This window comes from Pseudomonas sp. T8 (assembly GCF_024610635.1).
In the GTDB taxonomy this organism is placed as follows: domain Bacteria; phylum Pseudomonadota; class Gammaproteobacteria; order Pseudomonadales; family Pseudomonadaceae; genus Aquipseudomonas; species Aquipseudomonas chlororaphis_I.
The window spans coordinates 4,529,167-4,546,951 of record NZ_CP102374.1 but is presented as its reverse complement, the minus strand read 5'-3'; the positions used below and the strand labels follow the sequence as shown (position 1 = coordinate 4,546,951).

Annotated in this window: 15 protein-coding genes; 9 read left to right on the top strand and 6 right to left on the bottom strand. The window is 65.4% G+C overall.

Features of this window, described 5'->3' with window-relative positions; translation table 11 throughout:
- The 7 genes from NRG23_RS20420 (at nucleotide 1) to NRG23_RS20390 (ending at nucleotide 7,205) form a co-directional block, all read left to right on the top strand.
- Nucleotides 1-528 carry an adenylyl-sulfate kinase gene (locus tag NRG23_RS20420; RefSeq protein ID WP_016703177.1) on the top strand — a complete coding sequence of 176 codons (528 nt, stop codon included), beginning with the start codon at nucleotides 1-3 and terminating at the stop codon, nucleotides 526-528.
- Complete coding sequence (locus NRG23_RS20415; RefSeq protein ID WP_124340888.1) at nucleotides 522-1,094, top strand: hypothetical protein; 573 nt, start codon at nucleotides 522-524, stop codon at nucleotides 1,092-1,094. The genes NRG23_RS20420 and NRG23_RS20415 overlap by 7 nt, the downstream gene beginning before the upstream one ends.
- Complete coding sequence (locus NRG23_RS20410; protein WP_257371848.1) at nucleotides 1,091-1,819, top strand: formyltransferase family protein; 729 nt, start codon at nucleotides 1,091-1,093, stop codon at nucleotides 1,817-1,819. Before NRG23_RS20415 ends, NRG23_RS20410 begins: the two co-directional genes overlap by 4 nt.
- Complete coding sequence (locus NRG23_RS20405) at nucleotides 1,816-4,218, top strand: PEP/pyruvate-binding domain-containing protein (protein ID WP_257371847.1); 2,403 nt, start codon at nucleotides 1,816-1,818, stop codon at nucleotides 4,216-4,218. The genes NRG23_RS20410 and NRG23_RS20405 overlap by 4 nt, the downstream gene beginning before the upstream one ends.
- Nucleotides 4,215-4,847 (top strand): gamma-glutamyl-gamma-aminobutyrate hydrolase family protein, encoded by a 633-nt coding sequence (locus tag NRG23_RS20400; protein WP_257371845.1) that lies wholly within the window; start codon nucleotides 4,215-4,217, stop codon nucleotides 4,845-4,847. Before NRG23_RS20405 ends, NRG23_RS20400 begins: the two co-directional genes overlap by 4 nt.
- A gap of 6 nt (nucleotides 4,848-4,853) precedes the next feature.
- Nucleotides 4,854-5,603, top strand: a complete 750-nt coding sequence (locus NRG23_RS20395) for a phosphocholine cytidylyltransferase family protein (RefSeq protein ID WP_198919513.1) — start codon at nucleotides 4,854-4,856, stop codon at nucleotides 5,601-5,603.
- A 108-nt stretch (nucleotides 5,604-5,711) separates the two neighbouring features.
- On the top strand, nucleotides 5,712-7,205 hold the full coding sequence (locus NRG23_RS20390; RefSeq protein ID WP_124345218.1) for a YifB family Mg chelatase-like AAA ATPase: 1,494 nt from the start codon (nucleotides 5,712-5,714) through the stop codon (nucleotides 7,203-7,205).
- Between the two features lie 6 nt (nucleotides 7,206-7,211).
- On the opposite strand, the gene NRG23_RS20385 is transcribed toward NRG23_RS20390, so the two are convergent.
- Nucleotides 7,212-8,426 carry an aldose 1-epimerase family protein gene (locus NRG23_RS20385; protein ID WP_257371844.1) on the bottom strand — a complete coding sequence of 405 codons (1,215 nt, stop codon included), beginning with the start codon at nucleotides 8,424-8,426 and terminating at the stop codon, nucleotides 7,212-7,214.
- 106 nt (nucleotides 8,427-8,532) lie between these two features.
- The gene (locus NRG23_RS20380; protein WP_009051542.1) at nucleotides 8,533-9,108 is read right to left on the bottom strand and encodes a TetR/AcrR family transcriptional regulator; all 576 of its coding nucleotides are present in this window, start codon (nucleotides 9,106-9,108) and stop codon (nucleotides 8,533-8,535) included.
- Between the two features lie 114 nt (nucleotides 9,109-9,222).
- Between NRG23_RS20380 and NRG23_RS20375 the strand changes: the two genes are divergently transcribed.
- Nucleotides 9,223-10,149 carry an ABC transporter six-transmembrane domain-containing protein gene (locus tag NRG23_RS20375; protein WP_174248211.1) on the top strand — a complete coding sequence of 309 codons (927 nt, stop codon included), beginning with the start codon at nucleotides 9,223-9,225 and terminating at the stop codon, nucleotides 10,147-10,149.
- A 4-nt stretch (nucleotides 10,150-10,153) separates the two neighbouring features.
- Here the strand turns inward: NRG23_RS20375 and NRG23_RS20370 are convergent, their stop codons facing one another.
- The 3 genes from NRG23_RS20370 to NRG23_RS20360 all read right to left on the bottom strand — a co-directional run bounded on the left by NRG23_RS20370 (nucleotide 10,154) and on the right by NRG23_RS20360 (nucleotide 14,337).
- Nucleotides 10,154-11,125: a Ca2+-dependent phosphoinositide-specific phospholipase C gene (locus NRG23_RS20370; RefSeq protein ID WP_257371843.1), complete on the bottom strand. Its 972-nt coding sequence runs from the start codon at nucleotides 11,123-11,125 to the stop codon at nucleotides 10,154-10,156.
- Between the two features lie 125 nt (nucleotides 11,126-11,250).
- A complete protein-coding gene (locus tag NRG23_RS20365; RefSeq protein ID WP_038635898.1) occupies nucleotides 11,251-13,227 on the bottom strand; it encodes a methyl-accepting chemotaxis protein in 1,977 nt (658 codons plus the stop codon).
- Nucleotides 13,228-13,416: 189 nt separating this feature from the next.
- Nucleotides 13,417-14,337, bottom strand: a complete 921-nt coding sequence (locus tag NRG23_RS20360; RefSeq protein ID WP_009051546.1) for a LysR substrate-binding domain-containing protein — start codon at nucleotides 14,335-14,337, stop codon at nucleotides 13,417-13,419.
- 157 nt (nucleotides 14,338-14,494) lie between these two features.
- Here NRG23_RS20360 and NRG23_RS20355 point away from each other — a divergent pair, with 157 nt between their 5' ends.
- On the top strand, nucleotides 14,495-15,904 hold the full coding sequence (locus NRG23_RS20355; protein WP_172833386.1) for a NorM family multidrug efflux MATE transporter: 1,410 nt from the start codon (nucleotides 14,495-14,497) through the stop codon (nucleotides 15,902-15,904).
- Between the two features lie 42 nt (nucleotides 15,905-15,946).
- Here the strand turns inward: NRG23_RS20355 and NRG23_RS20350 are convergent, their stop codons facing one another.
- Nucleotides 15,947-17,620 carry a bifunctional diguanylate cyclase/phosphodiesterase gene (locus NRG23_RS20350; protein ID WP_257371842.1) on the bottom strand — a complete coding sequence of 558 codons (1,674 nt, stop codon included), beginning with the start codon at nucleotides 17,618-17,620 and terminating at the stop codon, nucleotides 15,947-15,949.
- Nucleotides 17,621-17,785 lie beyond the last annotated feature (165 nt).

Sequence of the window (17,785 nt, the reverse complement as noted above, 5' to 3'; positions counted from 1 at the left end):
ATGGTGATCTGGCTGGTCGGCATGTCAGGAGCGGGCAAAACCACGATTGGCCGGGCCCTGTATGCCAGCCTGAAAGCGCAGCGGCCGCAGACCGTGTTCGTCGACGGCGACGAGATTCGCGCGCTGTTCCGCCATGACCAGCGGGCGGACGCCTACAGCGTCGCCGGACGGCGGGTCAACGCCGAACGAATCCAGGCCCTGTGCGGCTGGCTCGATGGCCAGGGCATCGATGTGGTCTGCTGCATCCTGTCGATGTTCCAGGACATCAGCGACGACAACCGCCAGCGTTTCTCCAGCTACCGGGAAGTGTTCGTCGATGTGCCGCTGAGCACCCTGGTCAGCCGTGACAACAAGGGGCTGTATCAGTCCGCCCTGCGGGGCGAACAGAGCAACGTGGTGGGTGTGGACATCGAATACCCGCCGCCGCAACGCCCGGACCTGGTGTTGCACAACCGTCACGAGCCCGACGATATTCCTGGCTACGTGGAACGCATTCGCCAGCTCTGTGGGTATCCACTGTCATGCTGAACTACGTCTACAGCGACGGGGACCTGCTGGAAAACCCACAGACCTACCGTTACAGCAGCTTCCAGGGCGAAGCCTTAGTCGACGCCTGGCGCACCTCGCGCCTGGCTGCGTGCGCCCACTTGCCGGCGCCGGCCTTGCCCACGCTGCATCCACAAGGCCCGGCGCACGCCGAGGACAGCACGGCGCTGCTGAGCCACCTGTGCCTGGAAATGCGCGCGGGCACCGGAGTCTCCGGCCCGCTGGCGGCCTACTGGCTGCCGCGCCTGCTGAAGAAATTCGAAGTGAGCAAACGCCTGTATACCGGCTACGAAGCCGCGGCTCCGCACCGTCCGCTGCCCCACGGCAGCTACGGGTCCGTACCGCCTTATCTGCTGCTGGCCGAGTGCATGCTGCACGGCTGGCAAGCGAGCGGCGCGGCCTATTACCTCAGTGGCCTGCTCAAGCTGACGGACACCCTGGTGTCGCAGCAGGGCCGCCTCGACCCGGACCAGGGCGCCTACCTGGCCTGGCTGCTGACCCAGGAACAACAGGTGCTGGCCACCGTCGCCCGGGAGGCCGGCCTATGAGTCGCGCCCGCCTGCTGATCCTCTGCGCCCGCACCGCGCGCTCGGTCACCTACCTGCAAGGCATGGCGGCAGCCGGTATCGAACCTGACGCGGTGATTGTCTACGGCCAGGGCGGCGGCGCGTTGCAGACCACCCGCGAGTTGCAGGTACAGCCACTTGCAGGGTTGTTCTGCCCGGACCTGAGCCAGGACATCGACACCTGCCTGGCCACCCTGGGCTGGCCCCACGAGGTGTGCCCGGCCCAGGCCCTCGACGACCCGCAGTTGCTCGCACTGATCGCCCGCCAGGCGCCGGACCTGCTGGTCTACTCTGGGTACGGCGGGCAACTGGTGCCGGCGGCCCTGTTGAGTCGTTACCCGGTGCTGCATATCCATTCCGGCTGGCTGCCGGATTATCGTGGCAGCACCACCCTGTACTACCAGATCATCGAACAGCGCGAATGCGCCGCCAGCGCCCTGCTGCTCGACGAGCAGATCGACACCGGCCCGGTGCTGGCACGCAAGGCTTATCCACTGCCGCCGCCTGGCATGGATGTCGACTACCTGTATGACAATGCGATCCGCGCCGACCTGCTGGTACAAGTCCTGAGCCACTGGCGACGCGAAGGCGCCCAGGCCCTGCGGCCCCTGCCGGCCGAGGCCGAGAAGCCGCCCTACTTCATCATTCACCCGTTGCTCAAGCACCTGGCCCTGCTGGCGGTGGACAAGCACGAGGACGCGCCATGAACCAGGCCGCCGCGAACACCATTCGTTTTGGGACCAAGTCCGAAACCCTGGAGCGCCTGCAGCCGCGGGTCATCCGCTCGCGGATCCTGCCGCTGTACTTCTTCACCGCCCGACAGTGGCGGGACGACCCCGCTGATGTGCTGCAAAACATTGCCCGGCTGGAGCATGGCGGCTTCTTTGTGATCGTGCGCAGCAGCGCGCAGAACGAAGACAGCGTCAACAGTTCCATGGCCGGCCTGTTCACCAGTTGCCTGAATGTCAGTGTCACCGACCCTCAGGCCCTGAGCGTCGCCATCGAACAGGTGATCGCGTCCTTTGCCGAGCACCGCTGCGAGGACAACCAGATCCTGATCCAGCCAATGCTGACCTCGATCCAGATGAGCGGCGTGGTGATGACCCACGACCTGGAGCATGGCGCCCCTTACTACGTGGTGAACTACGACGACGAGAGCGGCCTGACCGATACCATCACCGGCGGCCAGGGCATCCAGAAAACCGTGCTGGTCTACCGCGACACCGAGAGTGCCCAGTTGCGCTCCCCACGCCTGCAGGCAGTGATCGACGCCTGCAGGGAGCTGGAAACGCTCTGCGGCAACGTGCCGCTGGACATCGAATTCGCCGTCGACCACCACCAGCAGGTGTATGTGTTGCAGGTACGGCGCATCACCCTGTGCAACACCTGGCATCCGGTCACCGAACGGCGGGTGGCGCGCCAGCTTGAGCACATCCAGCGCTTCCTGGGCAAACGCCTGGCGCCCCAGGCCGGCCTGTATGGCGACAGCACCCTGCTGGGGGTGATGCCCGACTGGAACCCGGCGGAAATCATCGGCACCACCCCGCGCCCGCTGGCGGCCTCGTTGTATCGGCGCCTGGTGACCGATTCGACCTGGCGCGAAGCCCGCGCCCTGATGGGCTATCACCAGCCGCGGCACCAGGCGCTGATGGTGATGCTCGGCCATCACCCGTATATCGACGTGCGCTGCAGCTTCAACTCGTTCCTGCCGGCAGGCCTGGAGCCGGGGTTGTGCACCAGGCTGGTCAACGCCTGGCTGCAGCGCCTGCAGGCCCACCCGCAATGGCACGACAAGGTCGAGTTCGAAGTCGTCCAGACCTGCCTGGACTTCACCTTCGATGCCGACTCCGCCGAGCGTTATGGCGACAGCCTCAGCGCCGCCGAGCAACGGGCCTATCGCTCGGCCCTCGACCAACTGACGCTGCGCGCGCTGAGCGGTAACGGCGCCGGCGCTCTGCCGCCCTTGCTGGACCAGGTGCGCGCCCACGAGCGCCAGCAGCAACGCCGGCGTCTCGATGCCATTCCAGCCGACCTCGACAGCATCCACCGCCTGCTGCTGGACTGCCGCGAGCAAGGCACGCTGCCGTTCGCCATGCTCGCCCGGCATGCATTCATCGCCGAAGCCCTGCTGCGCTCGGCCTGCCGCCGTGGCGCCCTGAGCAACGAGCGCCTGCTGGCCTGGAAGCAGTCGATCCACACCGTCACCACCGAACTGACGCGCGAATACGCCCAGGTCTGCGCCGACGTCCGGACACTGCCAGCCTTTGTCGCCAAGTTCGGCCATCTGCGTCCCGGTACCTACGACATCACCTCATTGCGTTATGACGAGCGCCACGACCTGTTCGCTGCCGCGACCGTCGAGCTGGGTCATGGCGAGAGTTCGCAAGCAACCTTCCAACTGCAACCCGAAGAGCGCCAGGCCCTGCAGCAGTTGATCGACGAACAAGGCTGGCCGCTGTCGACCGAACACCTGCTGGACTATGCCAGCCAGGCCATCCAGGCCCGGGAATACGCCAAGCTGGTGTTCACCCGGGACCTGTCCGACGCCCTGCAACTGCTGGTGAGCTGGGGCGCCGACGTTGGCCTGGCCAGGGAAGACCTGTCCTTTCTCGATATCCACCCGCTGCTCGACAGCCTCACCACGCCGCTGATGGACGACACCGACCGGGTCCTGCTGGAAGCGGCCAGCCAGGCGCGACGCAGTTATGAACAGGGCATCTCGCTGAAGCTCGGGCACCTGATCAGCGCGGTCGACGATGTGTTCGTCGCGCCGCTGCATCGCAGCCTGCCCAACTTCATCACCCGGCAGAACGTCGAAGCCGTCGGCATGGAATTGCGCCAGGACACCCCGGCCTCGGCGCCGCTCAAGGGCAAGATCGTCTGCATCGAAAATGCCGACCCCGGCTATGACTGGGTCTTCACCCGCGGCATCGCCGGGCTGGTCACCCAATACGGCGGGGCCAACTCGCACATGGCCATCCGCTGCGCCGAGTTCGGCATTCCAGCGGCCATCGGTTGTGGCGAACAGCTGTTCAACCGGATCCTGCGCAGCCCGCGCATCGCCCTCAATTGTCGCGACAAGACCCTGAACCCGGTGCAGCCATGAAACGCCTCGGCATCACCCTGAGAACCTGCAACCCGCAGGCCTATCACGAACCGCGCGACGGCCTGGCCAGGGACTGGTACCGCTTTTTTGCCGAACTCGGCTGCGGCAATCAATGGCTGCTGCTGCCCAACCTGGGCGAGGACACCGTGGCCTATGCCCGTGCCCAGGGCGTGCAAGGCGTAATCTTCAGCGGTGGCGACGACCTCGGCGGCGACCCGTTGCGCGACCGGAGCGAACAGGCGCTGCTGGCCCACTGCGTGGCCGAGCGGTGGCCGGTGCTGGGGGTCTGCCGCGGGTTGCAACTGATCCACAGCTTTTTCGGCGGCCGGCTGGCCGATGCCGACCGCAACGTGCACGTCGCGCAACGCCACCTCATCACCTTGCTGGCCGCCGACGAGCTGCCCTGGCTACCGGGCCAGGCCGCTTCGCGCTCGGTCAATTCCTTCCACGGCAAACAGTTGCTCGACCCGCTGCCCGCCACCCTGCGCCCCTGGGCCCTGGACGCAGCCGGAACCTGCGAGGCCCTGGTGCATACCAGCCTCAAGGTGGCCGGCATCATGTGGCATCCCGAGCGCGAAGCAACGCTGGACGAAGCCGATCGACAACTGTGCCAATGGCTCTTTGAGTGACCTGACATGAAAGCCGTAATTCTCGCCGCCGGCCGCGGCTCCCGCCTGAAACACCTGACCGCCGCGCAACCCAAGCCCCTGGCCCGCCTGGCTGGCAAGCCGCTGCTCGAATGGCAGCTGCAAGCCCTGGAAAACGCCGGGGTCGATGAGGTGCATCTGGTCAGCGGTTATTGCCGCGAAGCCCTTGAAGGCTATGGCCAGAGCCGGCTGTACAACCCGCATTGGGCCAGCAGCAACATGGTGCGCAGCCTGATGCGCGCCGATGCCCTGCTATCCAGCGAACCGACCCTGGTGTGCTACGGCGATATCGTCTACCGCCCGGACATCGTCCGTGACCTGATGGCCTCCCAGGCCCCCCTGAGCATCACCTACGACCTCGACTGGTGGGACCTGTGGTCGGCGCGCTCCGATGATCCCCTCAGCGACGCCGAAAGCTTCCGTCAACAGGCTGGCCAGTTGCTGGGTATCGGTGAAAGGGTCGCCAGCCGCGAGGAAATCGAGGGTCAGTACATGGGCCTGCTGAAATTCACCCCCGCAGGATGGCGCCAGGTCCGGGCGCTGCTGTCCGGCATGAGCGACCCGCAGATCGACAAACTGGACATGACCAGCCTGCTGCGCGCCCTGCTCCAGGCCGGCACCGCTATCGCCACCGTGGCCATTCGCGGCGGCTGGGTGGAAGTCGACAATCAGTCGGACATCGCCCTGTACGAACAGCGCATCGCCCAACCGGGCTGGTCCCACGACTGGCGCGGCTGAGCCGCCCGCCGCAACATCCTGAGTCTATTTGCTGGTGCGGCGTAGCCTCGGCCGGGGCTAGGCTTGCACAACCGCAGGACGCGGTTTCCCAGCCTCAAGGAACGAGTCATGTCTCTGGCCATTGTCCACAGCCGTGCCCAGACCGGCGTGCAAGCGCCGGCCGTTTCGGTCGAAGTCCATCTGGCCAACGGCCTCCCGGCCCTGACCCTGGTGGGCCTGCCCGAAGCGGCGGTCAAGGAAAGCAAGGACCGGGTGCGCAGCGCCATTCTCAATGCCGGCTTCGATTTTCCGGCCCGGCGCATCACCCTCAATCTCGCTCCGGCCGACCTGCCCAAGGACGGCGGGCGCTTCGACCTGGCAATTGCCCTGGGTATACTGGCCGCCAGCGTGCAGGTACCGACCCTGGCCCTGGAGAATGTCGAATGCCTGGGCGAGCTGGCGCTGTCCGGCGCGGTTCGCCCGGTGCGTGGCGTGCTGCCGGCGGCCCTGGCCGCGCGACAGGCCGGACGCACGCTGATGGTGCCACGCGCGAATGCCGAGGAAGCCTGCCTGGCCTCAGGACTGAAGGTGATTGCCGTCGAGCATTTGCTGGAAGCCGTCGCCCACTTCAACGGCCACACCCCGATCGAGCCCTATGCTTCGGACGGCCTGCTCTACCAGAACCGCCCCTATCCCGACCTGAATGAAGTGCAGGGCCAACTGGCTGCCAAACGCGCCTTACTGGTGGCCGCGGCCGGTGCGCATAACCTGCTGTTCAGCGGCCCGCCAGGCACCGGCAAGACCTTGCTGGCCAGCCGCCTGCCCGGCCTGTTACCGCCGCTGGAGGAACAGGAAGCCCTGGAAGTGGCAGCCATCCAGTCGGTCACCAGCCACATTCCCCTGAGCCATTGGCCGCAACGGCCCTTCCGTCAACCGCACCACTCTGCGTCAGGACCAGCCCTGGTGGGCGGTGGCTCGAAACCGCAACCCGGCGAAATCACCCTCGCCCACCACGGCGTGCTGTTCCTCGATGAATTGCCGGAATTTGATCGCAAGGTGCTGGAGGTGCTGCGCGAACCCCTGGAGTCGGGGCAGATCGTCATTGCCCGGGCCCGTGACCGGGTACATTTCCCCGCGCGCTTCCAGTTGGTGGCAGCAATGAACCCCTGCCCCTGTGGATATCTGGGCGAACCCAGTGGCCGCTGCCGCTGCACCCCGGAGCAGATCCAGCGTTATCGCAACAAGCTCTCGGGGCCGCTGCTCGACCGCATCGACCTGCACCTGACCGTGGCCCGGGAAAGCACGGCCCTCAACCCCAAGCCCCCGGCTGGGGACAACACCGCGCAAGCCGCGGCCCTGGTGGCTCGCGCCCGGGAGCGGCAACAGCGACGCCAGGGTTGCGCCAATGCTTTTCTCGACCTGCCGGGCCTGCGCCGGCATTGCCAGTTATCCACAACCGACGAGCGCTGGCTGGAAGCCGCCTGCGAACGCCTGACCTTGTCCCTGCGCGCCGCCCACCGCCTGCTCAAGGTCGCCCGCACCCTGGCGGACCTCGAGCAGGCCGAGCAGATCAGCCGCGAACACCTGGCCGAAGCGCTGCAATACCGACCGGCCGCTAGCTGAAGAGGATCACTCCTTGCTCAGGTCCACCAGCGGCGTCGGCCGTACTTCGGTCTGCCGGTCATTCTGGATCTGGCTGATCTCGGCCAGGGATTTATCCACAGCCGCCTTGTCGGCCAGCAGGCTGTAGCGGATCTGGAATTGCTTGCTCTGCCTGGCCTCGATGGTCGGCACCAGGCCCAGCGGGCGCTGGTAGCGACGGTTGTAGGAGAAACTGGTGCCCGGCTCCAGGCCGGTCACGTAGCCCTGGCCCTGGGTATCGGTGTTTTTCCACAGGGAGAACACCGGCAGTTGCCGGGTATTGAAGCCCACCGCCACGCCAAGGCTGCCGGCCTTGTTGTGCAGCACCGTCAGGGTATCGCCCTGGGCATCGGCATAAGGCACCACGTTGTAGACGGTCTCGTCGTAGTCCCGGGTCGGGCCGCGGTAGGTTTGCCAATCGGTAAGGTCGGCCTTGGCCTTGTCATTGAAGGGCGACACCTGCTTCACCGGTGCAGTGAACTTCGCGCCCTCTTCGAGGAACGGCGTGCTGAAGTTGCTGTGATACAGCGCCTGGTATTCCTTCGGGTAATCGCCGTTGTTGGTCAGGGTGTCGTTGAGGGCGAAACTGACACTGCCCGGCTCGGTCACCAGCTCAGTGGCCACCGAGAAATCGACCTTCTTGAACGCCTGTTCCTTGAGCTCGCCGCGCAGGCTGATGGTGTACGGCGGCTTCTCGTCGATATGCAGGGTGACCTTGTTCGCCGGGATGTTCGCCGCGCGACCGTGCAGGGTCAGCAGCTCGCCGTTATCCATGCCCGGGTGCCCGACCCACTCGTAGCCACAGCGGGTCACCAGCTCGTTGAACCCTTCCAGCCAGCCCAGGCCGCCACGACCGTTGAGCTCGATGAACGACGGATTGACCACCTCCTTGACCGGCGAATCCCACCCCATGCGCACCGGGCCGACGGAAGCCTGCAGCACGTTCATGCCGCGGGTCGGCACCACAGAGAGTTTCATCGCACCGTTGTCGATATCAACGATGCTCACCCCTTCCTGCCGTCCGCCATGCAGGGTACGCAGGGTCACGGAAAAGGGCTTGGCGGTTTTTACTCCCAGCTGCGCGCTGGTGATATGGAAGTCCTGGGCGGCCTTGTCGGTATCGAGCAGGACATAGTCCCAGGCCATGGCGTGGGAAGCAGCGGTGAATGCGGAAAGAGCGACCAGCAGTCTGAGCGGTGTCATGGGCGTGTGCCTTTATTGGAGTTGTGGGATTTTTATAGCGCTGATGAATCGTTTCAGCAACCTAATTTCCGCAACCGGTCGGCACACTCGAACACCTCTCCCGGGCTCATCGAATCTTCAATAACAACTCGACCACTTCCATCACCTCGTCCATCGCCGCCGCCGCGGCCTCGGCCGAGGGTCGCAGCAACAGGCCGTCGGCATAGCCCATGATCTGGGCGAAGATCTGCCGGGCTGCGCGTGCGGGTGATGCGCACTGGAACACCTGGGCCTGCACGCCGGCTTCGATGATGCTGGCGAGCATGGCCTGCCACTGCTCATCCACCTTCTGGTAGGCCTCGGCCAGCGCGGTGTCGTGCATGGCTTCATCCCAGGCATCGAGCCACAGCGCCCAGCTGTCTTCGGCAGACACCGGCAGGCAATCGCGCAGGAATCCGTGCAGGGCCGCAAGCGGCGGCAAGCCAACCAGGGGGGCGCCTACGGCGTCCAGTTGCTCTGTGGCAAAACGCACGAAGGCTTCGCGACGCAATTCGTTCCAATCGCTGAAGTAGTGATAGATGTGGCTACGGGACAGGCCAGCGTGGTCCGCCAGGTCGCGGGTGGAAACGGCGGCGAAGCCCTTGCTGAGAAACAGCTCCAGGGCGGCGGCGATGATCTGGTCTTTGCGGTCGGTACGGGACATACGGGCATTACCTCAGGGCGCCGGTGGATGGATGGCGCTTGCATTTTGAGCGATCGCTCAAATACCATTGAGCAGTCGCTCAATAATAGCGTTTATCTTCCCTCCGGTGCACTCATGCCAGCCGTTACCCCGCAAGTCCTGATCGATGAAAGCAAGAAAATCGGCCAGCAATCCGCCAGCCAGACCCTGAAAGCCATCGCCCGCGCCTACCCCGGCAAGCTGTTCTGCACCTTGTCGCTGGTGGCGCTGGAGAACGCGTTGCTGCTGGCCTACCCGCTGTTTGCCGGGTTCGCGGTGGACTCGATCATTCGCGGCGACGCCGGCAGCGCCCTGGTCTATGCCCTGGTGGTGCTGGGGTTCTGGGTGGTCGGGGCCGCGCGGCGGGCGGTGGATACCCGCACCTTCACGCGGATCTACGCCGACCTGGCGGTGCCGGTGATCCTCAACCAGCGCCTGCAGAACCAGAGCACCTCCACCGCCGCGGCGCGGGTGGTGCTGGCTCGGGAGTTCGTCGACTTCTTCGAGAAGCACGTACCAACCATCGCCACCGCGCTGGTCTCGATTGTCGGGGCGGCGGTGATGCTGCTGGTGATCGAACCCTGGGTCGGCCTGGCCTGCCTGGTGGCCTTGCTGCTGTGCATCACCTTGCTGCCGCGTTTTGCCCGGCGCAATCAGGAGCTGCATGAGCGCCTGAACGACCGGCTGGAAAAGGAAATCGGCCTGGTGGCCAAGGTCGGCGCCACGTCCCTGCAACGGCACTACCGGCTACTGTCGCGGCTGCGGATCTGGCTGTCGGACCGCGAGGCGGCGGCCTATCTCCTGCTTGGCTCGGCGGCCGCGCTGCTGTTCGTGATCGCCATCAGCCAACTGGCCCTGACCGAAGGGGTCAAGGCCGGGCATGTGTACGCGGTGATGACCTACCTGTGGACCTTTGTCAGCAGCCTGGATGAAGCGCCGACCATGGTCGATCAGCTCGCACGCCTGCGGGATATCGGCAAGCGGGTGGATCCGGGGCTCGCCGAACCGGACGAGCCCCGCTGAAATATTAGAACGGCCGGATGCGATAGCCGTTGCCATCCTTGGCTTCGGCGAACTTGTAATACGCCGACAGATTGACCTTCTCGGCGATGTGCTGGGTGAATGACACGCCGTCATCACCCCACACCCGACCGATGTGGCTGTAGGCAAAGGCTTGCGCGGCCCACTGCTTGTCGCCCTTGCCCATGTTGTTCATCGCCACGTAACCGGACGACGTCCTGGACATGCCGCTGACCTCGCCACTGACATCGTTCTGGCCGTTGGTGACCGGTGAAATGAACACCTTGGCGCTGGCGGTTCGGGCTTCGGCGTATTGCGAGAGCTTCTGGTTCTCCGAGTGGTTGAGCACCAGCAGCACCTTGCCCTGCAGTTGGCTAGCGGTCGGCCAGGACTTGCCCTTGAGCGAGCCCTGCAAGGCACTGCTGCTGACACCCAGGTGCTGGGCCAGGTCGCCCGGGGTATAGAGCTTGCCCTGGAAAATCCGGCTGACCAGATCATCGAAGTCTTTCGGCGTACGCCCGGAGCTTTCCTTCGACCAGCCCTGCTTCTTGTCGAGGATCAGGGTAATCGGGAAGTGCCCGGGATGGCTGTCGCTCCAGAGCCTGATGTCGTTGAGGCAGGCCTCGAGATCGTTGGTGCCTTTGCCGTCGCCGGTGCAGTTGTTGTCATTGCCGGACTGGAACAGGGTGCCGGGGTTGTGCCGCACGAACCAGTGACCGGCCGAACCACCGGTGACCGCATCGCGCTGGTCCCAGAAATCCAGCTCCAGGGTACGCACGCTGTCGAGCACACTGGTGAAGGTGCTGGCGTACTGTTTTTCGTAGCAGTTATGGCACGCCACCTGGGCGATAGCGTTGAAGGCGCTGTACCAGGAAGCCGGAGAAATGAATCCCGCGGCCTCCTGGCTGGACGCCATCTGGCTGGCCAGCGCCAGGGGCAGTACGGCTGTACGGAGGGCAAAACGAGTGAGACGGGACATGTCAGCTCCTGCCGGGAAGGCATCCTGTAGGGAAATTGCCCCTATGTTTTAGCCCAGCCCCACGCATTTGCAATCGGCCTCCCGCCGCTGCCCAGCGGCCACGCGATCGGAGCACGCAACCGGTATCAACGGAACCGATCGACCTCCTGGCGCAAGTCCGCCGCCAGCTTCTCCAGTTCCTTGGCGGTGATCGCCAGGTTCGACACCACTTCGCGCTGTTCGCTGTTGGCCAGGGCAATGCTTTGCAGGTTGCTGCTGAGCAGGGTCGCGGTGCTGCTCTGCTCCTGGGTCGCGGTGGTGATCGCGGCGAACTGCTGGCCGGCCGAGCGGCTCTGCTCGTCGATGCGCGCCAGAGCCGAGGCGACATTGGCGTTGCGCGACAGGCCTTCCTGCATCAGCACATTGCCCTGCTCCATGGTGGCGATGGCGTTGCCGGTTTCCTGCTGGATGCTGTTGATCATCCCCGAGATTTCGTCGGTGGCTTCGCGGGTCCGCGACGCCAGGTTGCGCACCTCATCGGCGACCACGGCAAAGCCGCGGCCTTGTTCGCCGGCGCGTGCGGCTTCGATGGCGGCGTTGAGCGCCAGCAGGTTGGTCTGGTCGGCAATCGCGGTGATCACCCCGACGATGCCGCCGATTTCCTCGGAGCGCTGGCCCAGGGTATTGATCACCGTCGCGGTGCTGTTCAAGGCACCGGCGATCTGCTCCAGCGAGGCCGAGGCCTCTTCCATCGAGGTGCGGCCGATCCGGGTCTGCTGGGCATTTTCCTGGGCCAGGCGTTCGGTGTTGCCCATGTTGTCGGCGATGTTCAGCGAGGTGGCGCTGAACTCTTCCACCGCCCCGGCCATGCTGCTGATCTCGCCCGACTGCTGCTCCATGCCCTCGTACGCCCCGCCTGACAGCCCGGACAGCGCCTGGGCCCGGCCATTGACCTCCTCGGCGGCCCTGCGGATGTGCTCGACCATGGTCGACAGGGCCTGGCCCATCTGGTTGAAGCTGCTCGCCAACTGGCCGATTTCATCCTGGCTGGAGACATTCAGGCGCGCGCTCAGGTCGCCCTTGCCCAAAGCGTCGGCCTGGCGCACCAGGTCGCCCAGGGGCGCAAGCTTGCTACGCAGCAGCCAGACCGTGGCGCCCACCGCCAGCAGCATCGCCAACAGGCTGCCGATGACCAGGCGCGTGCCGACGCTCCAGGTCACCGCACGAATCTCGGCCTTCGGCATGCTCGCCACCACCGACCAGGGCCCGCCTTCGAAGGGGACGGCGACACTGTAGAAGTCCTCGCTCTTGTCGCTCCAGAAGCGGCCCTTGCCCGGCTGCCCGGCCAGTTCGGTAATGGTCGTGGCCGACTGCTCCAGTGCCTGTACGCCAGCCGGCGGCACCAGCCATTTATGCTGCTCGTCGAGCAACGCCAGGGAGCCGGTCTGGCCGATGCGGAAGCGCTTGAGGTTGTCGAACTGGGCGTTCTGCGCATCGGTGTAGTCGAAGCCGACGAACAACACCGCGATCACCTTGCCGGCGCCGTCCCGCACCGGCGTGTACTGGGTCATGTACAGGCGCTCGAAGAGCAGCGCGCGACCGACATAGCTCTGCCCCGCCATGAGTTTCTGGTAGGCCGGGTGCGCGTGGTCCAGCAGGGTGCCGATGGCGCGGCTGCCATCCTGCTTGCTCAGCGAGGTGCTGACGCGGATGAAGTCGTCGCCGCTGCGCACGAACACGGTGGCCACGCCGGCGGTCATCTGCTTGAACTCGTCGACTTCCTCGAAGTTGTTGTTCAGCACCACGTCACCCAGGTGCAGGCCCGGGGTCTGGGTACCGGCCACAGTCACCGGCTGGTCCGGGTGCAGGCTCAGGCCGCCGCTGAAACGCTTTTCGAACAGCCCGCTCAGGCGCTGGGTGCTTTCGCGCAGGGTGCCGTGGAAGGTATTGAGCTGGTCGGCCAGCAGCCGTGCCTCACTGGCCAGGTGTTCTTCCCGGGTGGCGAGGTTGGCGGCGTCCAGCGAGCGCAGGGCGAAGACGGTACTGCCGCTGATCACGATCGCCAGTACCACGGCGAGTGCGAGACCAAGCTGCGAGGCGATCCGGGCACGAGGTTGAGGCATGACAGCTCCTGGCCGAGAGACCGGATCGTCCTGATCGCGTCACACGCTCGGCAATGGTTCTAATAAGAATGAGATGTCGGAACCGATCAGAACGAAGGTTCCACTTCCAAGGATTCGGCGGCGCCGCTCAATACTTGAGCGAGTCGCACGGGTATCGCGCAGGCCCCTGGTCATGGGGCCTTCATCGTTTCAGCCGAGCCGCTCTACGTCGGGCAATTGCATGGCCCGGACCTCGTTCTGGAGAAAGTCGCTGAGGCGGCGCAAACGTTCACCTCCAGGCCGGGTCTTGGGCCAGACCAGGTAGTAATTCTCGCCACTGGCCACCGCCGTCGGCCAGGGCAGGCTCAGCCGACCCTGGGCCACATCCTCGGCCACCATCAGCAGATCACCCATGGAAACCCCGTAGCCCCGGGCCGCGGCGATCATGCCCAGCTCCAGGGTGTCGAACACCTGCCCACCCTTGAGCGAGACCTGTTCGGACAGCCCCATGCGCTCCAACCAGTTGCGCCAGTCGCGGCGATCCGGGGTCGGGTGCAGCAGCTCAGTGGCGGCCAGTCGCGCCACGTCCCACGGCTGGTCGTTGAGCAGGTTCGGCGCACCCACCGGGATCAGCAATTCCGGAAACAGGTAGCTGGCCTCCCAGTCCGGCGGAAAGTGGCCGTTGCTCAGCAGCACCGCGCAGTCGAAGGGCTCCTGGTTGAAGTCCACCGAATCGACGTCCATCCAGGCGCTGGTCAGTTGCACCTCGTTGCCCGGCTGCAGATGGCGGAAGCGGCTCAGACGCGCCAGCAGCCAGCGCATGGTCAGGGTCGAGGGCGCCTTCATGCGCAGGATGTCGTCTTCGGCGCGCAGGGTATTGCAGGCGCGCTCGAGGGCGGTGAAGCCTTCGCGGATACCTGGCAGCAGCAGGCGCGCGGCCTCGGTCAGCTGCAGGTTGCGCCCGCTGCGCTGGAACAGCCGGCAGGCGAAGTGGTCTTCCAGGGTGCGGATATGCCGGCTGACCGCACTCTGGGTGATCGACAGCTCCTCCGCCGCGCGGGTGAACGAGCTGTGTCGCGCCGCGGCTTCAAAGGCGCGCAAGGCATACAGGGGCGGAAGACGACGGGGCATGGCAGCACTCCACAGGCGCAATGGCGCCAAGTTACCAGAATCGGCAAAGCATGAGTTTTAATCATGCCACCAATCGTTTTTATCCCTTTGTGAAAGTCGCCGAGAGCGCCGAGAATCAACCCTCTTAACTGCCTCCCCCGTATCGAGACCGATGACCATGCAGCATCCAGCACGCACCGAACTCTGGGCCATCCTGCGGCTGGCCGGGCCGCTGATCGCCTCACAGTTGGCGCACATGCTGATGGTGCTGACCGACACCCTGATGATGGCCCGCCTGAGCCCGGAAGCCCTGGCCGGCGGCGGTCTCGGCGCGGCCACCTATTCGTTCGTGTCGATCTTCTGCATCGGCGTGATCGCGGCGGTCGGGACCCTGGTCGCGATTCGCCAGGGCGCCGGCGACATCGAAGGCGCCGCGCGCCTGACCCAGGCCGGGCTCTGGCTGGCGTGGCTGATGGCGCTGGTCGCCGGCCTGCTGCTGTGGAACCTCAAGCCGGTGTTGCTGCTGTTCGGCCAGACCGAAACCAACGTGCAGTCCGCCGGCCAGTTCCTGCTGATCCTGCCGTTCGCCCTGCCCGGCTACCTGAGCTTCATGGCCCTGCGCGGCTTCACCAGCGCCATCGGCCGCGCCACGCCGGTGATGGTCATCAGCCTGGCCGGCACGGTGGCCAACTTCCTGCTCAATTACGCCTTGATCACCGGCATGTTCGGCCTGCCGAAACTGGGGCTGGTGGGGATCGGCCTGGTCACCGCGATCGTCGCCAACTGCATGGCCGTGGCGCTGGCCTGGCACATCAAGCGCCACCCGGCCTACGCCGCCTACCCGCTGCGCCAGGGCCTGGCGCGGCCCAATCGCCAGTACCTGCGGGAACTCTGGCGCCTGGGCCTGCCCATCGGCGGCACCTACGCGGTGGAAGTCGGGCTGTTCGCCTTTGCCGCGCTGTGCATGGGCACCATGGGCAGCACCCAGCTGGCGGCGCACCAGATCGCCCTGCAGATCGTCTCCGTGGCCTTCATGGTGCCGGCCGGGATCTCCTACGCGATCACCATGCGCATCGGCCAGCACTACGGCGCCGGGCAGCTGCTGCACGCGCGCATGGCCGGGCGGGTCGGGATCGCCTTTGGCGGCGCGGCCATGCTGGGTTTCGCCATGATTTTCTGGCTGCTGCCGAACCAGTTGATCGGGCTGTTCCTCGACCATGACGACCCGGCCTTTCGCGATGTGATCAACCTGGCGGTCAGCCTGCTGGCGGTCGCGGCCTGGTTCGAGCTGTTCGACGGCACGCAGACCATCGCCATGGGCGCGATTCGCGGGCTCAAGGACGCCAAGACCACCTTCCTCGTGGGCCTGGGCTGCTATTGGCTGATCGGTGCGCCGGCGGCCTGGCTGATGGCCTTCACCCTGGGCTGGGGCGCGACCGGCGTGTGGTGGGGCCTGGCATCGGGGCTGGCGTGCGCCGCCATCAGCCTGACCCTGGCCTTCGAATGGAAGATGCGGCGGATGATTCGCCGGGAAGGCGCGGAACCCGCGCCACGGGATAACTTCCAGACTGCCCAGGATTCCCTGTAGCTGCAGGAGCTCGAGGGCTCCTGCCGCTACAGCGGGATGCCGTCAGCTGACCTCGCCGACCAGGACTTGCTGGCTTGCGCCGAACGTCAGGTATTCCACCAGTTCCGCCAGCGGCAGCGGCTTGCTGATCAGGTAGCCCTGCGCCTGATCGCAACCAAAGCTGCGCAGCAAGGCCAGCTGCTCGGGGGTTTCCACGCCCTCGGCCACCACCTCGAGATGGAGGTTGTGAGCCAGGTTGATCATGGCGTGCACCAGCTTGCGGTTCTCTTCGCGCTGCTCCATGCCGCCGACGAAGCTTTTGTCGATCTTGAGCAGGGCAATCGGCAGGCTGTTGAGGTGCACGAAAGACGAAAACCCGGTGCCGAAGTCGTCCAGGGAAAACCGCACTCCCAGACGCCCCAGCGCATCCATGGTCTGCTTGACCAGGTCGCTGCGGCGCATCACCGCGGTTTCGGTCAGCTCGAATTCCAGCCATTGCGCCTCGACACCCCGCTCGGCAATCAGCCGGCTGAGAGTCGACAGCAACTGGCTGTCCTGGAACTGGCGGAACGACAGGTTGACCGCCATGTGCAGCGGCGCCAGGCCGCGTTCGCGCAGGACCTGCATGTCGCGCAGCGCCCGGGAAATCACCCAGTAGCCCAGCGGCACGATCAAACCGCTCTGCTCGGCCAGCGGCACGAACTCGCTCGGCGGCAACAGCCCGCGTTCGCCATGGCGCCAGCGCACCAGGGCTTCGAGGCCGACGATCTGCCCGTCATGCAGGTTCAGGCGCGGCTGGTAGTGCAGCTCCAGCTCGTCGCGGCGCAAGGCCCGGCGCAGCTCGCTTTCCAGGTCGGCGAGGCTGCGGGCATTGCGGTTGATGCGTTCGTTGAAGATATGAAAGGTACAGCCCTGGGTACTTTTGGCCTGCTGCATGGCGATGTGCGCGTGCCACATCAGCGGGTCGGCGCCGGCATTCGCTCTGGCATGGGCGATGCCCAGGCTGCAGCCGATCAGCAGGCTTTCGCCGTCGATCCAGTACGGTTCGGCCATGACTTCGGCGATGCGCTCGGCCATCCACTCGGCGCGTTGCGGCGCCCGGCGGGTATCGATCAGCAGGGCGAATTCGTCGCTGCCCAGGCGCGCCAGCTGGTCCCCGGCCTCAAGTTGGCTCTTGAGCCGCGAGACCACTTGCAGGATCAACCGGTCGCCGGCCTGGTGGCCCAACGCATCGTTGGCATGCCGGAAGTTGTCCAGGTCCAGGTGCCCCAGCGCCAGCCCGCGCCCTTCGTTTTCCGCCAGGCGCGCCGCCAGCAGGGTCTGGAAACCCTGGCGGTTGGCGATGCCGGTCAAAGGGTCCTGCTCGGCCAGGCGCAACAGGGTGCTTTCCAGCACCCCGCGCTCACGCACATGGCGCAGGCAACGGCGCACCGTATCGGTACTGAGGTTTTTATTCACCAGCCAGTCGCTGGCGCCGGCCGGCGTATTCAGCGGCTCCTGCTCCAGCAGCAATACCGTGGGCAGGCTGCAACGACCGGGAGCCGGTTGCAGTTGGGGAACGGTTAACAGAATCGCAGAGCGATCTTCATCGAACAGACGGCTGACAGATTCCCAGGTCGGCGCACTGATCAGCACCACCGAGTCTCCCAACGGAGCGAGACACTCGCGCAACAACGCTGCCCACGCCGGCTCTTCGGCCAGCAGCAGCAAGCGCAAGGGTTCGACAGGCTTGGACAAGCTAGCTCCCTAGACTCTGTAATAGAAGTTGGCGGCGGGCATTATGACGCGTGGATAAACAATGACAAATGATATTGATTATCAAACGCGGTTTCTTGTATCGCTCTAACTCGAACATTAGACGCATATTCAGCGCGCATCCTGAGGGAAAGTATCAAAACCGGC

Coding starts and splice junctions, on each gene's coding strand:
- NRG23_RS20400 (WP_257371845.1), top strand. CDS start 4,215: ATGAAACGCCTCGGCATCACCCTGAGAACCTGCAACCCGCAGGCCTAT.
- NRG23_RS20360 (WP_009051546.1), bottom strand. CDS start 14,337: ATGCCCCGTCGTCTTCCGCCCCTGTATGCCTTGCGCGCCTTTGAAGCC.
- NRG23_RS20405 (WP_257371847.1), top strand. CDS start 1,816: ATGAACCAGGCCGCCGCGAACACCATTCGTTTTGGGACCAAGTCCGAA.
- NRG23_RS20385 (WP_257371844.1), bottom strand. CDS start 8,426: ATGACACCGCTCAGACTGCTGGTCGCTCTTTCCGCATTCACCGCTGCT.
- NRG23_RS20355 (WP_172833386.1), top strand. CDS start 14,495: ATGCAGCATCCAGCACGCACCGAACTCTGGGCCATCCTGCGGCTGGCC.
- NRG23_RS20365 (WP_038635898.1), bottom strand. CDS start 13,227: ATGCCTCAACCTCGTGCCCGGATCGCCTCGCAGCTTGGTCTCGCACTC.
- NRG23_RS20390 (WP_124345218.1), top strand. CDS start 5,712: ATGTCTCTGGCCATTGTCCACAGCCGTGCCCAGACCGGCGTGCAAGCG.
- NRG23_RS20395 (WP_198919513.1), top strand. CDS start 4,854: ATGAAAGCCGTAATTCTCGCCGCCGGCCGCGGCTCCCGCCTGAAACAC.
- NRG23_RS20375 (WP_174248211.1), top strand. CDS start 9,223: ATGCCAGCCGTTACCCCGCAAGTCCTGATCGATGAAAGCAAGAAAATC.
- NRG23_RS20370 (WP_257371843.1), bottom strand. CDS start 11,125: ATGTCCCGTCTCACTCGTTTTGCCCTCCGTACAGCCGTACTGCCCCTG.
- NRG23_RS20380 (WP_009051542.1), bottom strand. CDS start 9,108: ATGTCCCGTACCGACCGCAAAGACCAGATCATCGCCGCCGCCCTGGAG.
- NRG23_RS20410 (WP_257371848.1), top strand. CDS start 1,091: ATGAGTCGCGCCCGCCTGCTGATCCTCTGCGCCCGCACCGCGCGCTCG.
- NRG23_RS20415 (WP_124340888.1), top strand. CDS start 522: ATGCTGAACTACGTCTACAGCGACGGGGACCTGCTGGAAAACCCACAG.
- NRG23_RS20420 (WP_016703177.1), top strand. CDS start 1: ATGGTGATCTGGCTGGTCGGCATGTCAGGAGCGGGCAAAACCACGATT.